Genomic DNA, 22,517 nt, shown 5'->3' on the forward strand with positions numbered 1-22,517 from the left:
AAGATCAACGACCTTCCAGGGCTTCCCTTGGTGCGCGGAGGGGGACTTGAACCCCCACCCCCTTTCGAGGACTAGCACCTCAAGCTAGCGCGTCTGCCATTCCGCCACCCGCGCAAGGTGATCAGGAGAAGCGCTTTCGTTTTTCTCCTTGACAGCGACAAAGACAGTAACACGAACAGGGCCGATTCGCAGATTCCTGTCCAAAGGAAGGCACCCCGTTAGAGTGGCTGGATGGACGCCACCCCGTTGAACAACCTGGTCCTGACCATCGTTATTGCCGCGATTGCCCTCTACGCCTTGTACTTCGTGGTTCGTGCCGGGGTGCGGGATGGCATCCTCCAGGCATCGAAACTCACCGACAAGGCCGGCTCGCCCGGGAACCCCAATGACTAAGGCTGCGGAGAACACCAGGGTCCGGCGCAGCAGGCTGCGCTTTGTCGCCATGCTGGTGGCCGGCACCGCAACCTTCCTCTACACCGGGATAACGGGGAGCTGGGTGGATGCCCCGGCAGTCGGATGGGCGACGGCGGCACTGATTTACGTCGCCTGGGTCTGGTTGGTGATTGCCCGGATGGATCCCGCCGAAACAGAGCAACATGCCACGTCCGAGGACCCATCGCGCGGGGTAACGGACCTCCTGATCCTTATCGCGAACCTGGCCAGTATTGCCGCAGCGGCTGCAGTGATCGTCAACTCCCACTCTGAAGACAACGGGTCCCGGCTTTCATCGGGAGCGCTGGCGCTTGTGTGCGTTGCACTGTCCTGGATGCTGGTGCAGACCCTCTTCACCCTCCGCTACGCCGAGCTCTACTACAGCCCTGCAAAAGACGCAGGAGGACAAGTGGGCGGCATCAGCTTCAACCAGGACCGACGCCCCCAGTACACGGATTTCGCCTACCTGGCCACGAGCCTTGGCATGACCTACCAGGTATCCGACACCAACCTCGAAAACCACCGGATCCGCGCCGAGGCACTGAAGCACAGCCTGCTTTCATACCTGTTCGGCACTGTCGTTCTGGCAGTCACGATCAACCTGGTGATTGGGCTGGCCCAGTAACAAGGAAGGCCAAGCGGGCCGAAATGCACAACGGGGCAGCCGCCGTCGTACGTTGACGGCAGCTGCCCCGCAGCAGAAGAGCGCTTACGACGCCGGTCCGGAACCGATCTCCTCGCGCTCGGCTTCCGCGTTGGTCGCCACAGCGGGGCTGCCGCCCTTTCGGCGATACCGGAACACTCCGATGGCAACCACAACAGCGGCCAGGGCCAGCGACAGGAAAAGCGACTCGCGCGTGGATTCAATGATGACCATGCCGATGACGAGCGCCACGATCGCCCCGATGGCGATCCACGTGAGGTACGGGAAGAACCACATTTTGAGCTCCATGTCCTTTGCGGCTGCCCCCATGCGCTTGCGAAGGATGAGCTGGGAGGTCGCGATGACAAGCCACACGAACAGGGCTATGGCACCGGAGGTGTTCACGAGGAACAGGAAGACAGTGTCCGGGGCAATGTAGTTCAAACCGACCGTAATGAACCCCACCACGGTGGAAGCAAGCACCGCTGCAGCCGGAACACCACGCTTGGAGATCTTCATCCAGGACCTGGGAGCGTCTCCGCGCTGGGAGAGCGAGAACAACATGCGGCTTGCGGTGTAAAGCCCTGAGTTGAGGCAGGAAAGCACCGAGGTAAGCACCACGATGTCCATGATGGTGCCGGCGCCCGGAATGCCATACAGCTCGATGACCGCGACGTACGGGCTCTTGGCAACCGAAGCATCGTTCCACGGCAGGAGGGTCACCACGATGGCGATGGATCCGATGTAGAAGATCAGGATGCGCCAGACAGTGGACTTCACGGCCTTCTTGACGGCATCTACCGGGTTCTCGGATTCGCCCGCGGCGATAGTGGCAATTTCAGCTCCGAAGAAGGAGAAGACCACCACGAGAATGCCCGCGAGCACGGCGCCCGGGCCGTTGGGCATGAAGCCGCCCTGGTCCAGCAGGTTGGCAACTCCCGGCGCGGATACGCCCGGCATCAGCCCCAGGATCGCCACGATTCCCGCGAGGAGGAAGATGACGATCGCGGCGACCTTGATGGAGGCGAACCAGAATTCGAACTCGCCGTAGGACTTCACGGATCCGAGGTTGGTCAGGGTCAAGAGCACCATGAGCACCAAGGCCCAGACCCACTGATCGACGCCGGGAACCCAGCGGTGCATGATGGCAGCTCCCGCCGTTGCCTCAATACCGAGGACGATGATCCAAAACCAGGCATAGAGCCAGCCAATACTGAACCCCGCCCAGCGGCCAAGGGCCTTGTCGGCGTATGTGGAAAAAGATCCCGTTTCGGGGTTGGCAGCAGCCATCTCCCCCAACATGCGCATGACAAGGATGACTACCAAGCCTGCAGCCAAGTAAGCGAGCAGGATGCCGGGGCCGGCCTGCTGGATGGCCGCGCCGGAGCCCACGAACAGTCCGGCTCCAATGACGCCGGCAATCGCGATCATGGAGAGGTGGCGGGGCTTCAGGGATTTTGAAAGCTGTTGGTCAGCGTGCATCGAACGTCGCCGTCCTTTGTGTTCTTGGAAAGGCCCCCGTTGGGTGTGCGGTGGACCACTTGGCTTACCCACAGTAGCCAGCACCCATCGTCAGCATCCTGTGCAAACTTACATTTTGCGCTTCCGCAAAACGGCGCGATGCACAAAAAGTATGATTTTAAGCATCAGATGTTTACCAGGGAGCACAATCGAAACGAGCCTGAAACGACCCCTTGAGGCTTGCGGCCGTGGCTCGGATCACACAGCCGTAGCGAAGAAGCCCTCCACCACCCGCGCCAAGGAGTACGGATCCTGCACGCCACACAGCTCCCGGGCCGAGTGCATGGACAGCAGCGGGATACCCACGTCGACGGTCCGGATGCCCAGCCGCGTCGCGGTCAGCGGCCCAATGGTCGAACCACACGGGATGTCGTTGTTGGACACGAACTCCTGGTAGGCGACACGCGACTCATCGCAGAGGCGCGCCCAGAAGGCAGCGCCCGTGGCATCCGTGGCGTAGCGCTGGTTGGCATTGATCTTCAACAAGGGTCCGCCGTTGAGCAGTGGACGGTTTGCGGGATCGTGCCGCTCTGCATAGTTCGGGTGGACTGCGTGGCCGGCGTCCGCGGAAACACAGAACGACGCCGAGAGGGCCTGCCGCCGTTGGCTCACCGAAGCGCCGAGACCGTCGGAAATCCTGGTCAGGATGTCCTCCAGAATCGGCCCGCAGGCGCCGGAACGGGAGTTCGAGCCGATCTCCTCATGATCAAAGGCGGCAAGAACAGCGATGGGACCGTCGGCGGGGGCGGAAGCAGCATGGCCCAGCAGAGCCGCCAACCCAGCGTGCGTCGACGAAAGGTTGTCCAAGCGGCCGGAGGCGAAGAACTCACTGCTGGCCCCGAAAACTGCCGGTGCCTGCGTATCTGCCACCACGACGTCGTACCCGCCAATTTCCGAAGCATCCACGGAGGCGCCTTGGACGCGCGAGGCAAGCAGACCGAGCAGGTCTTCCCCGGCGGGGTCGCCCAAACCAAAGATCGGGTTCATGTGCTGCTGCTTTGAAAGGGTGAGGCCGTCGTTAACCGCACGGTCCAAATGAATGGCCAACTGGGGAAAGCGCAGCAGTGGCCCGGTGGACGTGAGGTGCTGCGTCCCGTCGCGCATCACCAATCGGCCGGCGAGCTGCAGTTCACGGTCCAGCCATGAATTCAGGAGAGGCCCGCCGTAAACCTCCACCCCTGCCTGGAGCCAGCCGAATTTGCCCGTGGTGGGCTTCGGCTTCAATTTGAACGACGGCGAGTCTGTGTGCGCGCCAAGGATGTTGAAAGCCGTGGTCGGACCGGCGTTTTCCGGCGTCACCCAGGCAATGAGGGCGCCGTCGCGGATCACGTAGAAGCTGCCGGAACCACCTTCCCAGGCCTGTGCTTCATCAAGGCCGACAAAGCCGGCAGCGTCGAGGCGACGCGCGGCCTCGTGTACTGCGTGAAAACTCGACGGCGAGGCCGACACATACGCGGCGAGATCCTGGACATGGTCAACTGCTGCGGAAGCGTTTGAAGGCATGTTCCCGAGTCTAGCCCGACGGGTTCACCGACCGGCCCTGACCGAGGTACCCGCCGTGGCAGGAGCGGTTTCGGCCAACCCATGACCACCCCGGGAAGCCGGTGGTCTTAAGGAAACCTCCCCGTGACATGTTTCCGGATCACCCTTGACCGTTGGTCGGGCGTCGTGTCATGGTCAGGGCATGAACAACCTGTTGGACAGCTGGACAGCTGGTCAGGGTCCCGTGGTGCGGGTTGGTGCGGCTGAAGGCGTTCTGGCCGCGCTGCGGGAGGCAATCCAAAACGGACAAATTCCAGTCGGAACCAAACTGGAGTCGGAATCGATGCTGGCCCAGCGCTTCGGAGTGTCCCGGACCATGGTCCGTGAAGCCCTGCGGTCGCTGGCTTCGCTTGGACTCACGTCAACAAAAACCGGCAAGGGCACCTTTGTGGTGTCAGACCAAGTGATCAATGACTTGCGCCTCGGCAAATACTCGGCCCGGCAGCTGCTGGAAGCCCGGCCCCATATTGAAATCCCGGCTGCGGGCCTGGCCGCACAGCGACGCACCGAAGAGGATCTGCAAGGCCTGCGGGAGATTCTGGAGGCCATGGCCGTTGAGGACGAACTCCAGCAGTGGGTGGCCTTGAATTCCGAATTCCACGCCAGGATCGCCAGAGCCAGCGGCAACGGCGTGTTTGCGACCATGCAGGCGGACATCGAGGACGCCATGGCCAAGCAGTCCCAAACCCTGAACCAGGTGATAGACCGCCGCGAGGAATCCGGCGTCGAGCACGCGGCGATCCTTGCGGCCATTGAGCGCGGCTCAGCAGATGAAGCAACTCTGGCCATGATGCTGCACCTCCAGGGCGTGGAACACACCCTGGAATCAGTCACCGCCCCACAAAGCGCCCCGACCAGGGCCTGAGACATGAAAGCCAGCACCATGCCACAAAGCGGCCCGCCAGCAGAACCCGAACCTCAATCGACGGGCCCGTCTGCAGCTGTCCGCGACCGACGCACACGCCTTCACGCCCAGATCATCAGCTGCCTGGCCCGCAACGGCGCCAGCAGGTTGAAGGACATCCTGGCTGAGGTCGACGTCTGCAGGGATACCCTCATCGTCAACCTCGGGATCCTCGAAGAGTCCAGCATTATCCAGTGCGACCTTCCCAAAGGGGCCCGCTACAGGGCCACGCCCTTCTACTCACTCTGCAGGCCCACGACCCTTCGTCAACGGGAAAAGAACCAGGTGCAGTTGACGGCGCGGATCCAGGAAGCGGCCGACGGGAAAATCGTGGTGTCCATCGATGAGGTTCCCGGCTCGGTGGTTCACGTCCCTGCCTTTGACCAGATTCCCCGTGCAGCTGCCGCAGCCGCCGCATCAAGCCTGCAGGAAGACGAAGACGCTTTCGCCGTCCAGGTGGTCTACTAGTTCCGGCTGCCGCCCGCTAAACGGTGACGTTCAGGGCCGCCGTGTATCCGCCCTGCACGGAGCCTGAAATAGTCGCCAACTGGTATATGCCTCCGTCGTCACCAAAGACGTTGTCGGAGGTCAGTGTGGTTTTCGGGAAACTGCGGGCGCTGTTCTCGTAGCCGTCAGTCGCATACACGGCTTTGCAGGCGCTCTCCGTCAGTGCGATCTGCGAGACGGCAAGTACCTGGCCCGCGGCGCTGGTGTTGCTCATGGACTCAAATACCTCGAAGTGAATATGGGGCCAGCGCCCCATATACGCTCCCGGGAAGATTGTGCTGAACGTGAGCTGTCCGTTGGCATCGGCCTCCTGCACGCCCCGGAGGTAGTTTTCGTTTTCCAGTCCGGAATCATAGAGCGAATATTTGCCGTTCCGGTCGCAATGCCAGACGTACACTGCGGCGCCCGCCAGCGGAGAGCACCCGTTCGCATTGTCCAGCAGCGTCAAAGTGACAGTCAGGGGCACACCTGCCGCCTTGGTACTGGACGTTCCGAAGCTGGATCTGATGTCGCGCCGGACAACCCCGGAAGCCTCCAGCACGTTGGGCCCGTTCGATCCGTCCCCCGGGTAGGGACCCAGCGTTTCCTCGGGGATCTCCACCCCGCATTCGGCGAACGCACGCGTTACGGTGCTGCTCGCCTGCGACGACGGTGAGGCGGCCGCCGTCGTACTTTCCGATGGGGTGACGGTAGCGCTGGAGGTGCCCGACGGCGTTGCGCTGCCACCTTCCGTGCCCGGCGTGCAGGCCGCAAGCGCGGCAGCCGCCCCGCTGCCGAGAAGGACGCCCAGAGTGCGGCGACGACTCAGCAACGTGGAGAGGTCGAACTCCAATCCTTTGTCGTGGTGGGGATGGGGCTTGGTCATGCTTCCATCAAACCCGCAGCCCCTGTGCCTTGTACATGGTCAGACTATGGCCGGGCTGTGAAAGGTCAGTAGTCCGGGTTGCTCGGAACAACCAGTCCGGTCTCGTAGGCATACACCACCACTTGCACGCGGTCCCGCAACTGCAGCTTGCTCAGGATCCGGCGGACATGCGTCTTCACGGTGGCCTCGGAAAGGAAAAACTTGTGTGCGATCTCCGCGTTGGACAGGCCCTCAGCGATGGTCGTCAGGATTTCGGTTTCCCGGGGGGTGAGTTCGTCCAGCAACGGGTCCCGATGCGGGGAGGGTGCGTTACCAGGAACGGCACCGCCGCGGACATACGTTTCCAGGAGTCGTTGGGTCACCCGCGGAGCAACGACGGCGTCACCGCTGGCCACCAGCCGTACGGCGTGCACGAGCTCCGCCGGGGCAACATCCTTGAGCAGGAAGGCAGAGGCACCGGCCTGCAGACCTGTGAAGGCGTACTCATCCAGATCGAACGTCGTAAGGATGATGACCCGCGCGTCGGAACCGGACTCGGAGATGCGGCGCGTTGCCTCGATCCCGTCCATGGAGGGCATGCGCACGTCCATGAGCACCACATCGGGCTGCAGGGCTTCGACTTGGCGGACGGCGTCAGCACCGTCGGATGCCTCGCCCACGACGTGGAAGTCTTCTTCGCCTTCCAGGATGAGCCGGAAGCCCATCCTGAGCAGCGGCTGGTCATCGACGAGCAGCACTTTAATGTCATCGGTCATGATTCCCCCTTTTCGCCGTTCCAGTGGAGATCGGCGTGCACCGCCCAACCCCCTCTTTTTCCTGGACCGGCGGTAACAATTCCAGCATAGATTCCCGCGCGTTCGTTCATCCCCGCGATGCCCAGGCCCGCGCCCAGGCTGCCTATCGATTCGCTGCCCCCATCCCGGGTTCCGCGGCCGTCGTCGAGCACGTCAATGGTGACCACATCGCCGTCGCGGGCCACCAGCACGTCCACCCGGCTGAGCGAGCGGCCATAGCGCAAAACGTTCGTCAGCGACTCCTGCACGATTCTGTAGACCGTGAGCTCGAAGGCGGGATCGGCCGGCAGGGCCGGGCCGGTGTGGGCATAGTGCAGCGGGAGGCCGGCCGTGCGGAACCCCTCAAGAAGCTTCGCGAGATTGTATCCGGACTCAAGCGGCGTAAGTGGCGCAGGACGCCCGGAATCATCGCGCAGTACACCGAGAACGCGGCGCATGTCCGCCAACGCGGTACGTCCGGTGCGCGAAAGCTCGCTGAGGACTTCACCGGCGCGTTCCGGATCCTTCTTGACCACAACTGCCGCACCGTCCGAGAGACTGATCATCACCGTCAAAGAGTGGGCCACGACGTCGTGCATTTCGCGGGCGATGCGATTGCGCTCGGTGACCTTGCCGAGCCGTGTGGTCCGGGCAGCCCACTCCGCTATTTCCGCTTCGTGTTCGCGACGCTGCCGGACGGAGATGCCGATGCCCGTCGCCAGGAGGTTCGACAACATGATGGTCACCGCTGTGGCGATGTTGTTGATGAGGTGGAAATTCTCCGGGAGGTCCTGCAGCGTGTCAGTCTGGGCCGGACTTGTCCACATGAACAGGTAGAGAAGGCTCAAGGGCAGGCTGGCCGCCACAAAAACAAAGAAAGTGATGCCACGCTTACGGAGGGACGCCACGGCGTAGAGCGCGAACCAAAGGCCCGCGGAAACATTGGACCCCCACGGGTTCAGGATGGTGGCAGAGACTTCCAAAAGCGCGACGGCGAGCACCACCTGCAGCGGGAACTTGCGCCGGAAGACCAGCGCCAGCGCGATCAGGAGGAGGATCGCCACTACGAGCCACTTGCCCTCCCCGAGCGAGGAGATGATGGTGGGCAGCGCCAGGAGTATGTAGCAGAGCACCACCACGGCATCCATGGCACGGGGACGCCGGAAGAAATAGCGTCGGATCCTGCCTCTGCGGCGCTGGGCAATTTCGGCGAAGGACGCGTCGGCCAGGGTGGGCGGCGCGTCCTTCACCTGTGGAGCTTCAGTCATGGATTGAGCCTAGACGGCTGGGCGTCCTAGACATCCCGCTTCTTGATGGCGAACACGGCGGGAATCAGGAACAGCAATACGTAGCCCAGGAAGATCAAGCCACCCTGCCACGGATCGATGACGCCGTCGGTGTGTCCGATGGAAAGGAACCTGCCGCCGGCCTCACTGGGGATGTACTGGGGTACGTACTTCCAGAAGTCGCCCGGAACCAGTGAAAGGAACCCGGAAGCAATCGACAGGACGAAGAACAGGGCCACCAGCACGGTGACGCCACCGGCGGAGTTACGGAGAAGGGTTCCCAACGACAGACCGATCAGCGCGACGCCGGCGACGTACAGGCCGCCGGTGAAAATGCTGTACATGACCCCGTCGGTGGACCAGGTGAGATCGATGTCCAACCCCTGGAAGACGGGCATGGCGATCAGGAAAGTGAGCACCGCCGCGATCGTGGTAATGACGTAGGAGATGACCACAAGGAGCAGCGCCTTGGCCGCGAAGGCGGGAATGCGCTTGGGCACCGCGTTCATGGTTGAGCGGATCATGCCCGTGGCGTACTCGGAAGAAATGAACAACACTGCGAGAGAGCCCAGAACCAGGGTGCCGATCTGGATGCCGGCGTTGGGCAGGTTGTAAAGGTCAAAGCCGGAACCCGGAGGGAAGGACTTGGTCAGCATTTCCCCGGTGACAGGCTGGCCGGCGTCCTTGGCCTGCTTGATCATCTGCTCAAGGAACGTATAGCGGATCAAAACGGCAAGAGCGCCCACACCCACCGTGGCGATCAGTGTGACAGCCAGCAGGATCACGGTGGACGTCAACGAGCGGAGCTTGATCCATTCGGACCTGACGACTCCCCCGAAAGTAACGCCGCGAACGCCAGCCGATGCGTGGGCTGGTGCATTGGTGCGGTTTTCAGTCATGGTGCTCATTGTCCTTACTTTCCTTCCTGCGCAGCAGTGACAGGCTGACCGGACATATGGGATTGGTACTCCACTTCGTCCTTGGTGAGATTGAAGTAGGCATCCTCCAGCGAGGAAACCTGCGGCGTCAGTTCGTAGACCAGGACGTTGTTGTCCAGGGCCACTTGGGCGATCTCGCGGGGCTGCAGGCCCACCACTTCCAGGGTTTCCGTCTGGCTCTGGTCCACCCGCACGCCATCGCCGACGAGGAGGGCCGACAACTGGCTTGCGGCGGACGTGCGGACCAGGGTCTTGGCTTGCTGCGCACCGGCGATGATGTCCTTCACAGGAGCATCCGCAATGATCCGGCCACGGCCGATCACGATCAGGTGGTCCGCAGTCTGTGCCATTTCGCTCATCAAGTGCGAGGACAGGAAAACAGTCTTCCCCTGACTGGCCAGGTACTTCACCAGGTTGCGCACCCATAGAACACCTTCAGGGTCGAGGCCGTTGACGGGTTCGTCCAGGATGAGGGTCTGCGGGTCCCCCAAAAGCGCAGCGGCGATGCCCAGCCTCTGGCCCATGCCGAGGGAGAACCCTCCGGCTTTCTTCTTCGCCACAGCACCGAGACCCGTCATTTCGATGACCTCGTGGACGCGGGCGGTGGGGATGCTGTGGGTGGCGGCCATGGCCAGCAGGTGGTTGTACGCACTGCGGCTCGTGTGCACGGCCTTGGCATCCAAGAGCGCCCCAACCTGGTGCAGCGGAGCTTTGTGCTGCGCATAGTGCAGGCCGTTGACTGTCACATCGCCCGCCGTGGGAGAGTCCAGTCCCATGATCATGCGCATTGTGGTGGACTTGCCGGCGCCGTTCGGGCCCAGGAAGCCCGTCACACGTCCAGCCTGGACAGTGAAACTGACACCGCCGACGGCCGTCTTCTCGCCGTAGACCTTGGTCAGGCCTTTTGCTTCGATCATGGAAGCGTTCCCCTCCTCGGAGCACATGAGCGTGCAGATGAGTTTTGAATGTACCCATAACGCTACTCAGGGAAGGAAGGTAAATCGCCTGTCTCAGGGATGATTCAGGGTCCAGTCAGGGTAGTCCTCCCGGATGACCCCGGCTGACCGCACTACTCAGCTACGGGCAGTGACGAATAGACATTGAGAATCCGCGGCTTCACGGTAAAGGTCGCCTTGCGTACTCCGGGTTTGGGTTCACCGTCCACGGCAAGCACCAATGGTTGGCCGATGGCCTCCACGGTAATGTCCGTGACCTCGGTCAGGTGGGTCACCTTGGATGCCGATACTGTGCCCGTGATGACTGCCCACAGCAAGCGTGCCCGCGCGAACGGCTCATCCGCTGTGATCATGCGGAGGTCGAACACGCCATCGTCGAGAACGGGACGGCGCAGCGGGGCGTGGTCGCTGGGATAGAACCTTCCTCGACCCATGTAGAGGATCCACAGCTTGTGCCGCCGTCCGTTCACCAGGAGGGTGGTGGGCGAATTCACGCCAAAGGTCCGAAGTGACGCGACCACCCCTGCCAGCGGCTTGCCCATGGCGGGCTGGAGCCGCTCGCGACGACGGACAAGGTTGGGGTACACGCCCACGCTGGCGGTATTCAACATGGCCAGTTCGGAGACTTCCGGCATGTCAGGCAGGCCACGCTCCACCACCACATGCCCCAGGTCAACGGATGCGCCCTGGCCATTGTCCAACGCATCCAGGACATCTTCGATGGAGCCGGCACCAAGATCGCGGGCGAAGTGGTTAAGGGTGCCGCCAGGCAGGACTGCCAGAGGCAGTGAATGTTCGACGGCGGCCGCAGCGGCAGCTCCCACCGTTCCGTCGCCGCCCCAAACACCCAGCGCGACGGTTCCCGGCCGGGTTGCTGCGGCATTGATTTCCTCAGCGACGTCTTCGTCCTCTGAGATCTCCCGTATATAAGCCTTAGGGAATATCTTTCGGAGGAGTTCGCCGGTTTCGGGAGAGTAGGACCCACCCAGGACGTTGACCGCAATACTCAACCCCTCGCCGTCGTGAATTGCCGGCACCTCAGCTGGAGTGCGGCGGGGAGTCGGTTCGGCTGGCCGCGCGGGCCACCACTTCCGGGTGAGGAGGGCTGCACCGGCACCCAGGGCGGAACCGAAGACGACGTCCGAAGGCCAGTGGGCGCCGGTATGCACGCGGGAGTAGGCAACCCCGGCCGCAATGGGCGCCAGGGCCACACCAATCGCAGGTGAGACTATTCCTGCCCCCGTCGCAAATGCCACAGCTGACGCTGAGTGGCCGGACGGCATGGAGGAACTGGTGGGCTGCGGGTTCACGAACCTGAACAACGGCAGGTGCTCAGGCAGCGGACGCCGCCGGGGCAGGGCACGCTTGAAAATAACGTTGGTGACGCCAGAGGCTACCCCCAAGGCAAGCAGGCCGTGGAGAGCGGCGCGGCGGGGTCTGCCGGGCACCGTCGCCAGGATCCCCGCAATCCCGAACCAGAGCTTTCCCTTGGTTGCGGCGGCGGAGAGTCGGCGGAAGAAGACGTCATGGTCTCCCTGGGGCTGCCGGGAAACGGCCCGCACCAGGAATTGGTCAAGTCTCACAACACGTTTGGGGCCTTTGGCCATGAAGCCTCGCATCCCCTCACAGTATCGCCTGCCGCTGCGGGAAGGTTGCCATGACTACGATGAGTTGATGATTCGCGTCCTGACTCCGCGCCATCAGCCGGATTGGCAGCTCGTTGTCCCAGGGGTACTGCTGTTGTGCGGGTTCGCCGTCCCGGCGGCAATGCTCCTGTTGGGGCAGGGGGAGCCGGCCTTCAACGGCGCAGACACGCGGTGGCAGGCTTTCGCGTTCACCTTGCACACACCGTTCTGGGACGGGGTGAACGGCATCCTCAACCTGGCGGGCTACGTGGGCATGCTGGTGTGCCACGGGCTGCTGGCTGTAGCCCTGCTCATCTGGAACCGGCCGATGACGGCATTTTTCGTAGCCGTCACCGGAGTCGCTGCCTTGGCCCTGACGCAGGTGGCAAAAGCGGTGGTGAACAGGGCGCGTCCCGAGGGCGCAAGAGTCCTCACTGATACCGGTTCATACCCATCCGGGCATGTATCTGCGACTACGGCCCTGCTGGTAGTACTGGTGCTGCTGATAGGGCGCTGGTGGATGACTGCAGTGGCTGTGCTGGGAATCCTGGCGATGATGATCAGCCGCACCTACTTGTCAGCCCACTGGTTGAGTGACGTCTTGGGGGCAGCGTGTCTTGCTGCGGGAATATCGCTTCTGTTGTGGTGGCCCTTCAGAGATATATGCATCCAGGAGAATGCATCCGCCGGCAGCAGGACTACTTGGCAGGCAAAGGCTTCGCGACGCCGGCAAGCAGGAGAGCAACCAGAATAGGTACTCCGATGGCCAACAGGGCCAAGTGGATCCCGGTTTGATCACCCAGGTAGCCCAACAACGGGGGACCCGCCAGGAACGCGACGTATCCGATCGTTGAAACCACTGAGACACGCGCCGCAGCGTGCTTGGGATCGTCGGCGGCCGCGGACATGCCCATCGGGAACGCCAGCGCTGCGCCTATTCCCCAGAGGGCTGCGCCCACGCCGGCCAGGACCACGTTGCCGGCGAAGACAAACAGTGCCAGGCCCAGCGCCGCGGCGGCCATGCTGGCCCGAAGAACTGCCACCCGGCCGAACTTGTCGATCGCTTTGCCACCCAGGAACCGCATAACAGTCATGGCCAGGACAAACAGGGCGAAAAGCAACGCGCCTGTGGATTCCGAAGAACCCAGTCCGTCTACGGCCGCCTTGGCGATCCAGTCGTTGCCTGCACCCTCGGTGAGGGTCGCCCCCAGGACCACGACGCCGATGAGCAGCGTCCTGCCGTCCCGCCAGGCCGCAGGGCCCTTGGGAGCCGGCGCGCCGCCGTCGTGAATTTCCACTGCCTCGTGCGGCAGGAAGAACCTGGGGACCGTCAACGCGAGGGTGACGGCGATGGCTGCGATGACCAGCAAATGCTCGGGCAGGCCAACCCCGAGTTGGGACAGCCCGGCGCCGATGAGCGCGCCCAGGAACGCACCCCCGCTGAATGCGGCGTGGAATTGCGGCATGATGGTCCGCTCCAACCGGTGCTCAACGTCGGCACCTTCGATGTTCTGGGCGACGTCCCAGAGGCCAATGCCGATGCCAAAGAAGAATAGTGCGATCGCCGTCGCAGGCACCGACGCGGCAATCAGGGAGAAGGCAATGCCCGTACCGGCCGCGCCAGCCACGATGCCTGCGACCCGCACGGTGTTCGCGGTGCCGATCCTGCCTACGACCCAGCCTGCCGACGGCAGCGCCAGCAACGATCCAACTGCCGTGCAAAGCAGAAGCGTCCCCATCTGTCCGGATGTCAGGCTGAGCGCCTCCGTTACCGCAGGGATGCGGGCCGCCCAACTGGCGAAGACCAAGCCGTTCATGCCGAAAATCAGGAACGTCGCCACGGCTGCGGCGTTGACGTTGGTGCTTCTGGTGTTGGTGGTCATGCAATCACAACTTCCACGGAGAGTTTGTCGAGTCGGGCGAGGTCTTCGGGGGATGGTTCGAGGTCAGTCACGATCACGTCCACGAGCTCCATGGCGGCAACCAAGGCCCTCGCGTTGGCGTGCCACTTGCTTCCCGAGGCCGCCACGATGACCCGCGCGGCAGACTCGAGTCCGGCGCGCTTGACGGCGGCGTCGTCGAGGTCGTGCGCCAGGAGTCCGTCCTTCAGGTTGAGCGCGCAAGGGGTCACGACGGCGGTATCGAACCTCAGCGAGCGAACATTGCCTTCCGCCATGGGTCCCCGGAATGATTGCTCACCTGTGGTGAGCGTTCCGCCGGGGAGGATGAGTTCAGGGGCATGTCCATCCTTGTTTTGTGTCAGCGCTTCAACGCTGTGGAGGGACATGGGCATCACAGTCAGCTCGCGGCTGCCCAGCCGGCGTGCGATCTCCGTAGCCGTTGATCCGCTGTCCAGCCAGACGTGTTCGCGGTCCTGGATCAGCCTGTCGATGGCTGTCGCGATGCGCCTCTTGGCCTCGTGGTCTTCGAGTTCACGTTGCCCGTACCCCGGATTTTCGCCACGGGCCAGGAGACTGCGGGCCCCTCCGTGAACGCGCTTGAGCACGCCGTTGGCCGCGAGGATCTCCAGGTCCCTGCGGATGGTGGCGCCTGAAGCTCCGGTCGCGGAGACCAGTTGGTCAACAGTTACTTCTTCTTGCCCGCGCAGCAGCTCGCCGATAAGCCGGTGGCGGTCAGTAGTTCCCATGGTTCTACCGTATCAGGTTGGTGATCATTTAATCATTGTGTCTGATCAAATGCGCACGCACCCTCTCTCACATCCCCCTGCCTTCCCGCGAACGCTCCTGCAGTCCAACCGGGGATGTGCGCGAGCGTCGGGGCCAAACCCGGGGGACGTGAGTGAGCGTCCGGGTTACCGGGCGCGCTCCACCCGCTTCTCGTCCCACACCGGCTCTTCGGATTCGTAGACCTTGCCGTCGGAGCCGAAGATCAGGAAGCGGTCGAAGGACTTGGCGAACCAGCGGTCGTGTGTGACCGCCAGGACGGTGCCCTCGAACGCGTCGATGGCACGCTCCAGCGCCTCACCCGAATGGAGGTCCAGGTTGTCGGTCGGCTCATCGAGCAGCAGGAGCGTGGCGCCGGACAGCTGGAGCAGCAGGATCTGGAATCGTGCCTGCTGACCACCGGACAAGGACTCGTATTTCTGCTCCGACTGCCCCGCCAAGCCATAGGAATCCAGGGCTCCGGCAGCGGCCTCACGCGGGAGGCCCGAGCGGTGTTCGTCGCCGCGGTGCAGGATCTCCAACAGGGTGCGGCCCAGGAGGTCGGGACGGACGTGGGTCTGCGCGAAGAAGCCGGGGCGGATACGGGCGCCAAGCTTTACCGCCCCTTCATGCGGAACTTCAGCAATAACGACGTCGGACACTGGCAGGTGCTCGCGCTCCGGGTCGGTGCCGCCGGTGGCGAGCAGACGCAGGAAGTGGCTCTTGCCGGAACCGTTGGAGCCCAGCACGCCCACTCGGTCGCCGAACCAGATCTCGGTGGAGAAAGGCTTCATGAGTCCCGTAAGTTCCAGCTTTTCGGCCACCACGGCACGCTTGGCAGTCCTGCCACCCTTGAGGCGCATCTTCACGTTCTGCTCGATCGGCAGCGCCTCGGGAGGCCCAGCCTCCAGGAACTTGGCCAGTCGGGTCTGGGCTGCCTGGTAGCGGTTGGCCATGTCGGAACGGAAGGCGGCCTTGTTCTTGTACATGTTGACGAGTTCTTTGAGCTTGATGTGCTCCTCGTCCCAGCGTTTGCGGAGTTCTTCAAACCGCGCGTTCCGGTCGGCCCGGGCTTCCACGTAGGAGCCGAAGCCGCCACCGTGGATCCACGCACCTGCACCGTTGATCCCCGGCTCAAGTGTCACGATGCGACCGGCCGCGTTGTTGAGCAGCTCCCGGTCGTGGCTGATGAACAGCACTGTTTTCTTGGACTCGTTGAGCTTCGATTCGAGCCAGCGCTTGCCGGGGACATCGAGGTAGTTATCCGGTTCGTCCAGGAGCAGCAGCTCATCCGGACCGGCGAAGAGCGCTTCCAGCACCAGGCGCTTCTGCTCGCCGCCAGACAGCGTCGAAGCACGGCGGAACTGCGCCTTGTCGAAGGAAATCCCGAGTGCGGCCATGCAAACCTCGTCCCACACGGTCTCGACGTCGTATCCACCGGCGTCACCCCAGTCCACGATTGCCTGGGCGTACTTCATCTGTGTTGGCTCGTCGTCGTGCTCCATCATGGCCAGTTCGGCTTCTTCCACGGCCTTGGCGGCTGCCGCGAGTCCGGCCTGCGCCGTGGAGACAAGGAGGTCGCGGACGGTCGATTCGTCGCGGACCTGCCCGACGAACTGCCTCATGATGCCCATGTTCCCCGATCGGCCGACGGCGCCTTCATCAGGAGTAAGGTCTCCGGCGATGATCTTGAACAGGGTGGTCTTGCCTGTTCCGTTCGGCCCGATCAGCGCCGTCTTGGTGCCGTCGGGGACCTTGAAAGTCACACCATTAAGCAGCTGGGTGCCGTCGGAGAGGAAGTAGTCAATGCCGGAAACGTCAATATGGGCCACGTTTCAATCCTCCCACGGGCGGACCCGCCGGACAGAGCCGGGGTTAGCCCGCCGCGGTAAGGAACGACTTCAGGAGCGGCCCGCTGGTGGTGGCTCCCAGTCCGCCGTCTTCAACGAACACCGCGACAGCGAGGTCACCGTGGGTGGCAACAATCCAGGCATGGGTCTTGGGCGGGTTGTCGTTGCCGAATTCGGCTGTTCCAGTCTTCGCCCCAACCGGCGCACCGGGCACGGAGGCAAGGAATCCGGCATGTCCGGACGTCACCACCGCCCGCATCATGTCGGCCAGCGACGCGGCCTCTGCCTTGGTGATCGGCTTGGTTGAAGCCGGCGAAGCCGGGAGAGCACTGGCCGTGGAAGAGTCCGACGACGGCGTGGCGGAGCCACTGTCGGTGGGCGTTGCACTGGCGGTTGCGCCGCCGGATGCCGTAGCCGGCACTGCGTCCGCGTTGAGGACAAGCTGGGGCGAAACAGGTGCACCGTTGGCAACGGACGCTGCCATGACGGCGGCCGAGAGCGGGGAGAAGAGCACTTTGCCCTGGCCAATCATGGAGGCGGCGTGTTCCGTGCCCTGGGCAGCACCGGGGACGGAACCAAGGAAGGCATCTGCACCCAGTTTGGGAGCCTCGACGGCTACACCGAGGGCTTGGGCTGCCGACTCCAACTGGTCCTGGCTTACGGTGTCGCGCGCATTGATGAATGCGGTGTTGCAGGAGTGCGCGAAAGCATCCCGCAGGGCTACGGATCCCAGCGAGCTCTCGGGGTAGCCCTCGGCGTTCTTGAAGGTACGTCCGTCAACTGTCACCGTGGGCGGGCAATCGACCTTTGTGTCTGGAGTGGCACCATTACGGAACATCGCCAGGGAATCGACCATTTTGAAGGTGGAACCCGGTGCGTATTGGCCAAGCATTGCCGTGTTGTAGCCGTTGCTCCCAGGACCGGAGGCAGCGGCAAGCACAGCACCTGTGGACGGCCGCAGCGCGACGATGGCCGACGCCGGGCCCACACCGGCAAGTGTCTCCTCGGCCAGCTGCTGCAGCTTCAGGTCAAGAGTGGTCTTGAGCGTCGTGCCGGCTGCGGGGAGGGTGGAGAAAACCACCTTGGTCCCTGGCGTCTCACCTTCGGTCTTGGCCTTGGCACTGGCGATGACCTCAACCCCGTCCTTGCCGCGCAGGAGGTTGTCGTACTTCTGCTGCAAGCCGCCGGTTCCCGTAGTGTCACCAGCGCGGAGTGCACCGTTGGATTTCTCGATCTGCTCGGCACTGGCCTGCCCGACGCTTCCGAGGAGTGCCCGCGCAAAGGTCCGTGTTGGTGCGAGGGCCATGGAGTCCAGGATGCTCGAACCACCGGGGATGGCCTCAATCTTTGCTTCGGTAATCTCCGGTGTATAGGCGCGGAGAACCAGGCCTTCCACGAACGCCTGCGGGCCGGAAGCGGCTACCTGCTTGGCGTATTCTTCGACGTCCAGTCCAAGCAGGGTGGCCATGGCACGCGCGGAGGCGTCAGCCTGTTCTGCAGGAACCTTGGTCTTGTCGATGCCCACCCGGAACACCGGACGGTCCTCGACTATCGGGGCATCGCCGGCGCCGAGGATCTGGCCGCGCTGGGCGGGAACGGTTTTAACGGAGAGCGTCTCGCCGTCAGAAAGTTCAGGGGCGAGCAAAGCCGGGCTCCACTGCACGGCCCACTTATCGCCGGACTTCTTCAAGGTGGCCTGCGAGCTGTACTCCCACTTGGCCGACCCGATGTTCCAGCTGTACTTAAGGGGGAAAGTGGCGGTGCCGCCGTCGATCTTCACCTCACCGGATTCAACCGAGGGCTTGGCGTCGAGGCCTTCGAACACGGCCTTCAGTTCATCGTTGGCCGCGGCAGCGTCCTTGCCGTCAACGGCGAGCTGACCGACGTCGAGCGCTGCCAGGGAGGATGCGAGCTGCTTGGCCGCACCTTCCGCGCCGGAGCGGCCGTCGTCGCAGGCGGAAAGCGAGCCTGCCATGACGATTGCGGCCAGACCAATAACAAAAGTACGTGTTTTCCCCATTTGCCACATTATGCCCGGTTCCCCTGACAGTTTCTTGTTGTGCCCGGGAAGCGGACGGCCACCGCCTGCCACCCGGAAGGAGGCGGCAAGCGGCGGTCGTCATTTACATCGAAATCAGGGAGCGCAGTTGAACTTCGCATCACCCCAGACACCGTGTGCGCCATTGATGGAGCCGGACGGATCCACCACCAACTCCACATACGCCGCGCCGGTGAGGTCGACGGACACGGACTCCGGAGCGAAGCCCGGCGTGTACGTCCGCGACTGGTACTTGTTCACGCCGTCGGCGTTGACCTTGAAGATGATGTTGCCGCCAAAGCCGCTCTCCAGGCCCACTTGTGAGGTGAACGAGGTGCACTTACCGCCCAGGTAGTACGTGATTTTGGAGGCAGCGTGGACACCGAGACCCTTGGTGAAAACTGGCTGCTGGCCGGTCGCAGGATCGGTGTAGTTGATGGCCAGCGGCTTGTCCGGGGAGGATGCCGAGTCCTTATTGGCCACGTTCTTGCCAATCACGCCGTAGCCGTTCAAAGCCTGGACCCACGGTGTTTCCGAGGCATAAACCGTCCCGTGCGGAACGTCCGGCAACGGCTGCGAGGTGACTTTCCAGTCGAAGAACTTCACCCGGGTGTCAGTGGGCAGCGTGACCGAGGCCAATTCCTTGGTGGGGTTCAGCCGGACCGTGTTCGAAAACGCCTGGTACTTGTATTGCGTGTATTCCGGGGACGGTCCATTGGCGTTGTTGCGGCCCTGTTCGGACACCGCGAGCGTGGCCCCGTTCAGCACCGACGGCTGCAGCCAGTTCGGGAAGAAGATGGATTGTTTCTCTATGCTCCCATCGGAATATGTCAGAGTCAGCACCGGGCTGGTTCCATTGCCCACGGCGGCCGAACCCAATACAGCCAGGTGAGTTCCCTTGCCCTTTACCGAGATGGTTTGCGCGGACAATGCCACGGAGTTAGGAACGTCGGGTCCCACCGCCGGCCAGGTGTAGTCCACCTGCGTCGGCTTCCCGACGTCAACGGTCACAGTGCTGCCCGGACGGACGCCACCTGCCGGTACCGTTGCGGCAGCCAGCTGCTCGGCAGCGAACGTGGCACCACCGCCGTCGAAGTTTCCGAGCGCCTTGCCCGCGACCGTGGTGACCGAAATGCTGTTGTACGCCGCGGCCAAGGATCCATAGGCGACATATATCTGGTTGCCGCCGGTCACCGTTTGGTTCGATCCGGAGGCAAGGTACGACGCCGACACCCGCACAGTCTGCTGGCCCGCCTTCGCGCTGGAGCCAGGTTTGATGACGAAAGTGGCACTGGTAGTGGCTCCGCCTTCCACCTTGGCTGCCGTTGCTCCGGTTGATGAGACGACCGTCCAGCCCTCGGGAAGGACCGGAGTGAGAACCACGTTGGTCTTTGCCTTGGTTCCAGTGTTTACGAAGGCCGCGGTGACGGTGGTTTCCTGGTCCTGGAAGACCTGCTGACCCGTTGTTACGCGGACTTCAGCAGCGGTGTCTTCCTGGCTCTTTCCACCCAGCGGACCGGCCTGCTGGAGCTGGACTGTTGCGGATTGGTTGGAGGCGATCGACCCCGTCTTTACCCAAATGGTGCCGTTGTTGGCCTCGTCGAAGTACCAGCCAGTGGTCGCAGCCGCGTAGGCAGCCTGGGTGGCGTGCTGGGTGAGCCTGGTGCCACCGATCTTGACGTCCTTGGGTGCGGCGCCGGCATGGACTTTCAGCTCGTAGGGTCGGGCCGCAGCTTTGCCGGTGTACTCACCCTTCCGTTCACCGATGGACACCTTGACGCTGCTGTTGCCCGTACCGGGGGCGTCCACTGCGAAGACCTGGCTGGAGGACTTGCCGTCCTTGAACTCGCGGGTGACCTTGTCGTCCTCGTAGAGCGTGAAGGTGTCCTGTCCCTTGGCGTAGACGTCCAGGGTGATCATGGAGTCTTCCGGGACCAAGGATGCATTCCGGGCCACGATGCCTTGCGGGACCACCGCTCCGGCGCGAACGAAGACCGGCAACTTGTCCAGGGGTGCGTTGTAGCCGTTGAGGATCTGGCCGCCCTGGTAGAGCTTGCCGGTCCAGTAATCCACCCACTGCTGACCGGCTGGGAGGAAGATGCCGTTGCGGACGTCGGTCTGGGTAAAGACGGGAGCCACCAGGAAGTCCGAGCCGAGCATGAACTGGTTGTTGGCTTCGGCGCCGTAGGACCATTCCTGGTCGGGGAACTCGAGGGCCATGGAGCGCATCATCGAAACGCCCGTCGTGGAGGATTCCTGAGCCAGCGTATAGATGAAGGGCATGAGCTGCTGGCGCAGTTGCAGGTAGTGGCGGTTGATGGCCGTAGCATCGTCACCGTAGAGCCATGGACGCTTGTCCGTAGCAGCCCAGCCGGACATGGAGTACAGGGCCGGAGCGAAGGCCTTCCACTGGAGATCGCGGACGTACGACTCCGGGGACCCTCCAAAGATCCCGTCGACATCACCCGTGGTGAACGCCAGACCCGAGTTGCCGGCGCCGGTGAGGGCCGAAACCTGCCAGCGAACGGCGTCGAGATTTCCTGAATGGTCGCCCGTCCACTGCATGCCGCATCGCTGGGAGCCAGCCCAGCCTTCCACCATCAGCGAGGTGCCGCGGGCATTCGAGTACTGCTCGATGCCGCCGTGCGCCGCCTCGCAACCTGTGAGCGCCTGGCGGTAACCTTGGCCGACCCATGCGACGTCCAGCTTGCGAAGCCGGACACCGGCCTCGCCCACTTCGTATTCCTGGTTGGTCAGGGAACGCTGCGTCCAGAGGCCAACTTTGAGATCGGTTTCGTCCTCAATGTTGCTCACGGTTTCCGGGAGCTGTTGGTACTCACAGCCGTAGCCGTCGTTGACCAGCATCCAACCGGCGGGCATGTCGTTCTCCACGAACTTCCGCGCGGTCTTGATCGCGTCCGAGGTGCGCTGCTTGGCCCCATCCGGATCTCCGAAGCCGGAGGATGAGTAGCCCGGGTTTGAGCGGTTGTAGCAGTCCGCATCACCGTATTCCAGGGCGTACACCGGGGGCATTATCGGTTTGCCGGTCAGCGTGGTGTACGCCCCCAGGGACTGCTTGTAGTCACCCACGAAGTAGTAGGCGTCAAAGCGCTTTTCTTCATGCGTAGTAGTTGGCTGGTCCTTGAAGTCGTAGGAGCCGCGGGCGAAGGTGTTGCGCAGGACGCCATAGCCCAGGGAGGACATGTAGTACGGCACGGCATTGGGGTACCCGTCGTCGTCCCAATCGAAGTTCCTGGCGATGTTGATCAGGGCGCCGGTGTGGACGGAGCGGCCGTTCTGCATGCCGCCGCCGATGAATTGCTCGCCGTCGTGCTGCTTGAGGTGTTGCGTGGCCGAGTTAGCGCCAAAGGTGATGGGGGCTGACTCCTCCAGGACCACGGAGCCGTCAGCCCGGGCGACGCGGAACTGGGTGGTGGCCTTGTTGATCTGTAGGCTGATCTTCGCAGTTTTCAGCGTGAGTGTTTCGCCGTCTGTGACTGTGGGCGCGGTGCCGGGGAACTTGTCCTTGCCCACCACGATGTTGGCCGTCCTGGCCGGGTCGCCTTGATCCGTGTTGGCCGGGTCCGTGAATTTTCCGCTGGGATCGGCTTCCAACCGGAAGTTGGAGTCGTCCAGGAACGTCACGCGGATGGCGCCCTTTTCTGTAGAGAGATCGACGGCGCTGCCGGACTGGGTGAAGCCGGTCACCGCGCCGAGGGGTACTCCAGCTGCGTCGACGGGGACTTCCGGGGTGACGGGTTTGACCGCGGCCGGGTCTCCGGGAGCGGCATTCGCACCGGCGGCAAATGTGAGGGCGGGGATGGTTCCTGCGAGGAGCAGTGAGGCCAGGCCGAGCGAGGCGGCCTTCCTGCTGAGTGTGCCTTTTCTGGCGCGTCCGGAGCTGTTGGGCGCAGCTCCGGACAGACCCGTGGAGGGTGCGGACATGTGAGCCAACTTTCGAAGAGTGACAGTTT

Annotated in this window: 18 protein-coding genes and 1 tRNA gene; 5 read left to right on the plus strand and 14 right to left on the minus strand. The window is 63.2% G+C overall.

The features are described from left to right. Positions 1-28: 28 nt before the first annotated feature. A tRNA-Leu gene (locus N5P29_RS20785) sits at positions 29-114 on the minus strand. Between the two features lie 117 nt (positions 115-231). Between N5P29_RS20785 and N5P29_RS20790 the strand changes: the two genes are divergently transcribed. Next, the gene (locus N5P29_RS20790; protein ID WP_262276648.1) at positions 232-393 is read left to right on the plus strand and encodes a DUF6019 family protein; all 162 of its coding nucleotides are present in this window, start codon (positions 232-234) and stop codon (positions 391-393) included. After that, positions 386-1,057: a DUF1345 domain-containing protein gene (locus N5P29_RS20795; protein ID WP_262276649.1), complete on the plus strand. Its 672-nt coding sequence runs from the start codon at positions 386-388 to the stop codon at positions 1,055-1,057. The genes N5P29_RS20790 and N5P29_RS20795 overlap by 8 nt, the downstream gene beginning before the upstream one ends. Positions 1,058-1,141: 84 nt before the next feature. On the opposite strand, the gene N5P29_RS20800 is transcribed toward N5P29_RS20795, so the two are convergent. Together N5P29_RS20800 and N5P29_RS20805 are read right to left on the minus strand one after the other, a co-directional pair. Further along, a complete protein-coding gene (locus N5P29_RS20800; RefSeq protein ID WP_262276650.1) occupies positions 1,142-2,557 on the minus strand; it encodes an amino acid permease in 1,416 nt (471 codons plus the stop codon). Positions 2,558-2,794: 237 nt separating this feature from the next. Further along, positions 2,795-4,099 (minus strand): M18 family aminopeptidase, encoded by a 1,305-nt coding sequence (locus tag N5P29_RS20805; protein WP_262276651.1) that lies wholly within the window; start codon positions 4,097-4,099, stop codon positions 2,795-2,797. 181 nt (positions 4,100-4,280) lie between these two features. On the opposite strand from N5P29_RS20805, the gene N5P29_RS20810 reads away from it, so the two are divergent. After that, entirely contained in the window at positions 4,281-5,003 is a 723-nt protein-coding gene (locus tag N5P29_RS20810; protein WP_262276652.1) for a FadR/GntR family transcriptional regulator, read from the plus strand. Between the two features lie 3 nt (positions 5,004-5,006). After that, positions 5,007-5,510 carry a hypothetical protein gene (locus N5P29_RS20815; protein ID WP_262276653.1) on the plus strand — a complete coding sequence of 168 codons (504 nt, stop codon included), beginning with the start codon at positions 5,007-5,009 and terminating at the stop codon, positions 5,508-5,510. A gap of 16 nt (positions 5,511-5,526) precedes the next feature. Here N5P29_RS20815 and N5P29_RS20820 read toward each other — a convergent pair whose 3' ends face one another. The 6 genes from N5P29_RS20820 to N5P29_RS20845 form a co-directional block, all read right to left on the minus strand. Next, positions 5,527-6,414 (minus strand): intradiol ring-cleavage dioxygenase, encoded by an 888-nt coding sequence (locus tag N5P29_RS20820; RefSeq protein ID WP_262276654.1) that lies wholly within the window; start codon positions 6,412-6,414, stop codon positions 5,527-5,529. A 65-nt stretch (positions 6,415-6,479) separates the two neighbouring features. Next, positions 6,480-7,169: a response regulator gene (locus tag N5P29_RS20825; RefSeq protein ID WP_186313552.1), complete on the minus strand. Its 690-nt coding sequence runs from the start codon at positions 7,167-7,169 to the stop codon at positions 6,480-6,482. Beyond that, the gene (locus N5P29_RS20830; RefSeq protein ID WP_262276655.1) at positions 7,166-8,455 is read right to left on the minus strand and encodes a sensor histidine kinase; all 1,290 of its coding nucleotides are present in this window, start codon (positions 8,453-8,455) and stop codon (positions 7,166-7,168) included. The genes N5P29_RS20825 and N5P29_RS20830 overlap by 4 nt, the downstream gene beginning before the upstream one ends. Before the next feature lie 26 nt (positions 8,456-8,481). Continuing rightward, complete coding sequence (locus tag N5P29_RS20835) at positions 8,482-9,381, minus strand: DUF2705 family protein (RefSeq protein ID WP_262276656.1); 900 nt, start codon at positions 9,379-9,381, stop codon at positions 8,482-8,484. Positions 9,382-9,386: 5 nt separating this feature from the next. Beyond that, the gene (locus N5P29_RS20840) at positions 9,387-10,328 is read right to left on the minus strand and encodes an ABC transporter ATP-binding protein (RefSeq protein WP_262276657.1); all 942 of its coding nucleotides are present in this window, start codon (positions 10,326-10,328) and stop codon (positions 9,387-9,389) included. A 152-nt stretch (positions 10,329-10,480) separates the two neighbouring features. Continuing rightward, positions 10,481-11,986 (minus strand): bifunctional phosphatase PAP2/diacylglycerol kinase family protein, encoded by a 1,506-nt coding sequence (locus tag N5P29_RS20845; RefSeq protein ID WP_262276658.1) that lies wholly within the window; start codon positions 11,984-11,986, stop codon positions 10,481-10,483. 55 nt (positions 11,987-12,041) lie between these two features. On the opposite strand from N5P29_RS20845, the gene N5P29_RS20850 reads away from it, so the two are divergent. After that, entirely contained in the window at positions 12,042-12,746 is a 705-nt protein-coding gene (locus N5P29_RS20850) for a phosphatase PAP2 family protein (RefSeq protein ID WP_262276659.1), read from the plus strand. Here the strand turns inward: N5P29_RS20850 and N5P29_RS20855 are convergent. From N5P29_RS20855 to N5P29_RS20875, 5 genes are all read right to left on the minus strand, one after another. After that, on the minus strand, positions 12,691-13,875 hold the full coding sequence (locus N5P29_RS20855) for an MFS transporter (protein WP_262276660.1): 1,185 nt from the start codon (positions 13,873-13,875) through the stop codon (positions 12,691-12,693). The genes N5P29_RS20850 and N5P29_RS20855 overlap by 56 nt on opposite strands. Next, positions 13,872-14,639, minus strand: coding sequence for a DeoR/GlpR family DNA-binding transcription regulator (locus N5P29_RS20860; protein WP_262276661.1), 768 nt, complete (start codon positions 14,637-14,639; stop codon positions 13,872-13,874). Before N5P29_RS20860 ends, N5P29_RS20855 begins: the two co-directional genes overlap by 4 nt. A 165-nt stretch (positions 14,640-14,804) precedes the next feature. Further along, positions 14,805-16,487, minus strand: a complete 1,683-nt coding sequence (locus tag N5P29_RS20865) for an ABC-F family ATP-binding cassette domain-containing protein (RefSeq protein ID WP_262276662.1) — start codon at positions 16,485-16,487, stop codon at positions 14,805-14,807. A 43-nt stretch (positions 16,488-16,530) separates the two neighbouring features. Further along, the gene (locus tag N5P29_RS20870; RefSeq protein WP_262276663.1) at positions 16,531-18,525 is read right to left on the minus strand and encodes a penicillin-binding transpeptidase domain-containing protein; all 1,995 of its coding nucleotides are present in this window, start codon (positions 18,523-18,525) and stop codon (positions 16,531-16,533) included. A gap of 114 nt (positions 18,526-18,639) precedes the next feature. Next, a complete protein-coding gene (locus N5P29_RS20875; RefSeq protein ID WP_262276664.1) occupies positions 18,640-22,488 on the minus strand; it encodes an NPCBM/NEW2 domain-containing protein in 3,849 nt (1,282 codons plus the stop codon). Positions 22,489-22,517: the final 29 nt, after the last annotated feature.

Origin of the sequence: Paenarthrobacter sp. JL.01a (assembly GCF_025452095.1) — a bacterium.
Classification (GTDB): domain Bacteria; phylum Actinomycetota; class Actinomycetes; order Actinomycetales; family Micrococcaceae; genus Arthrobacter.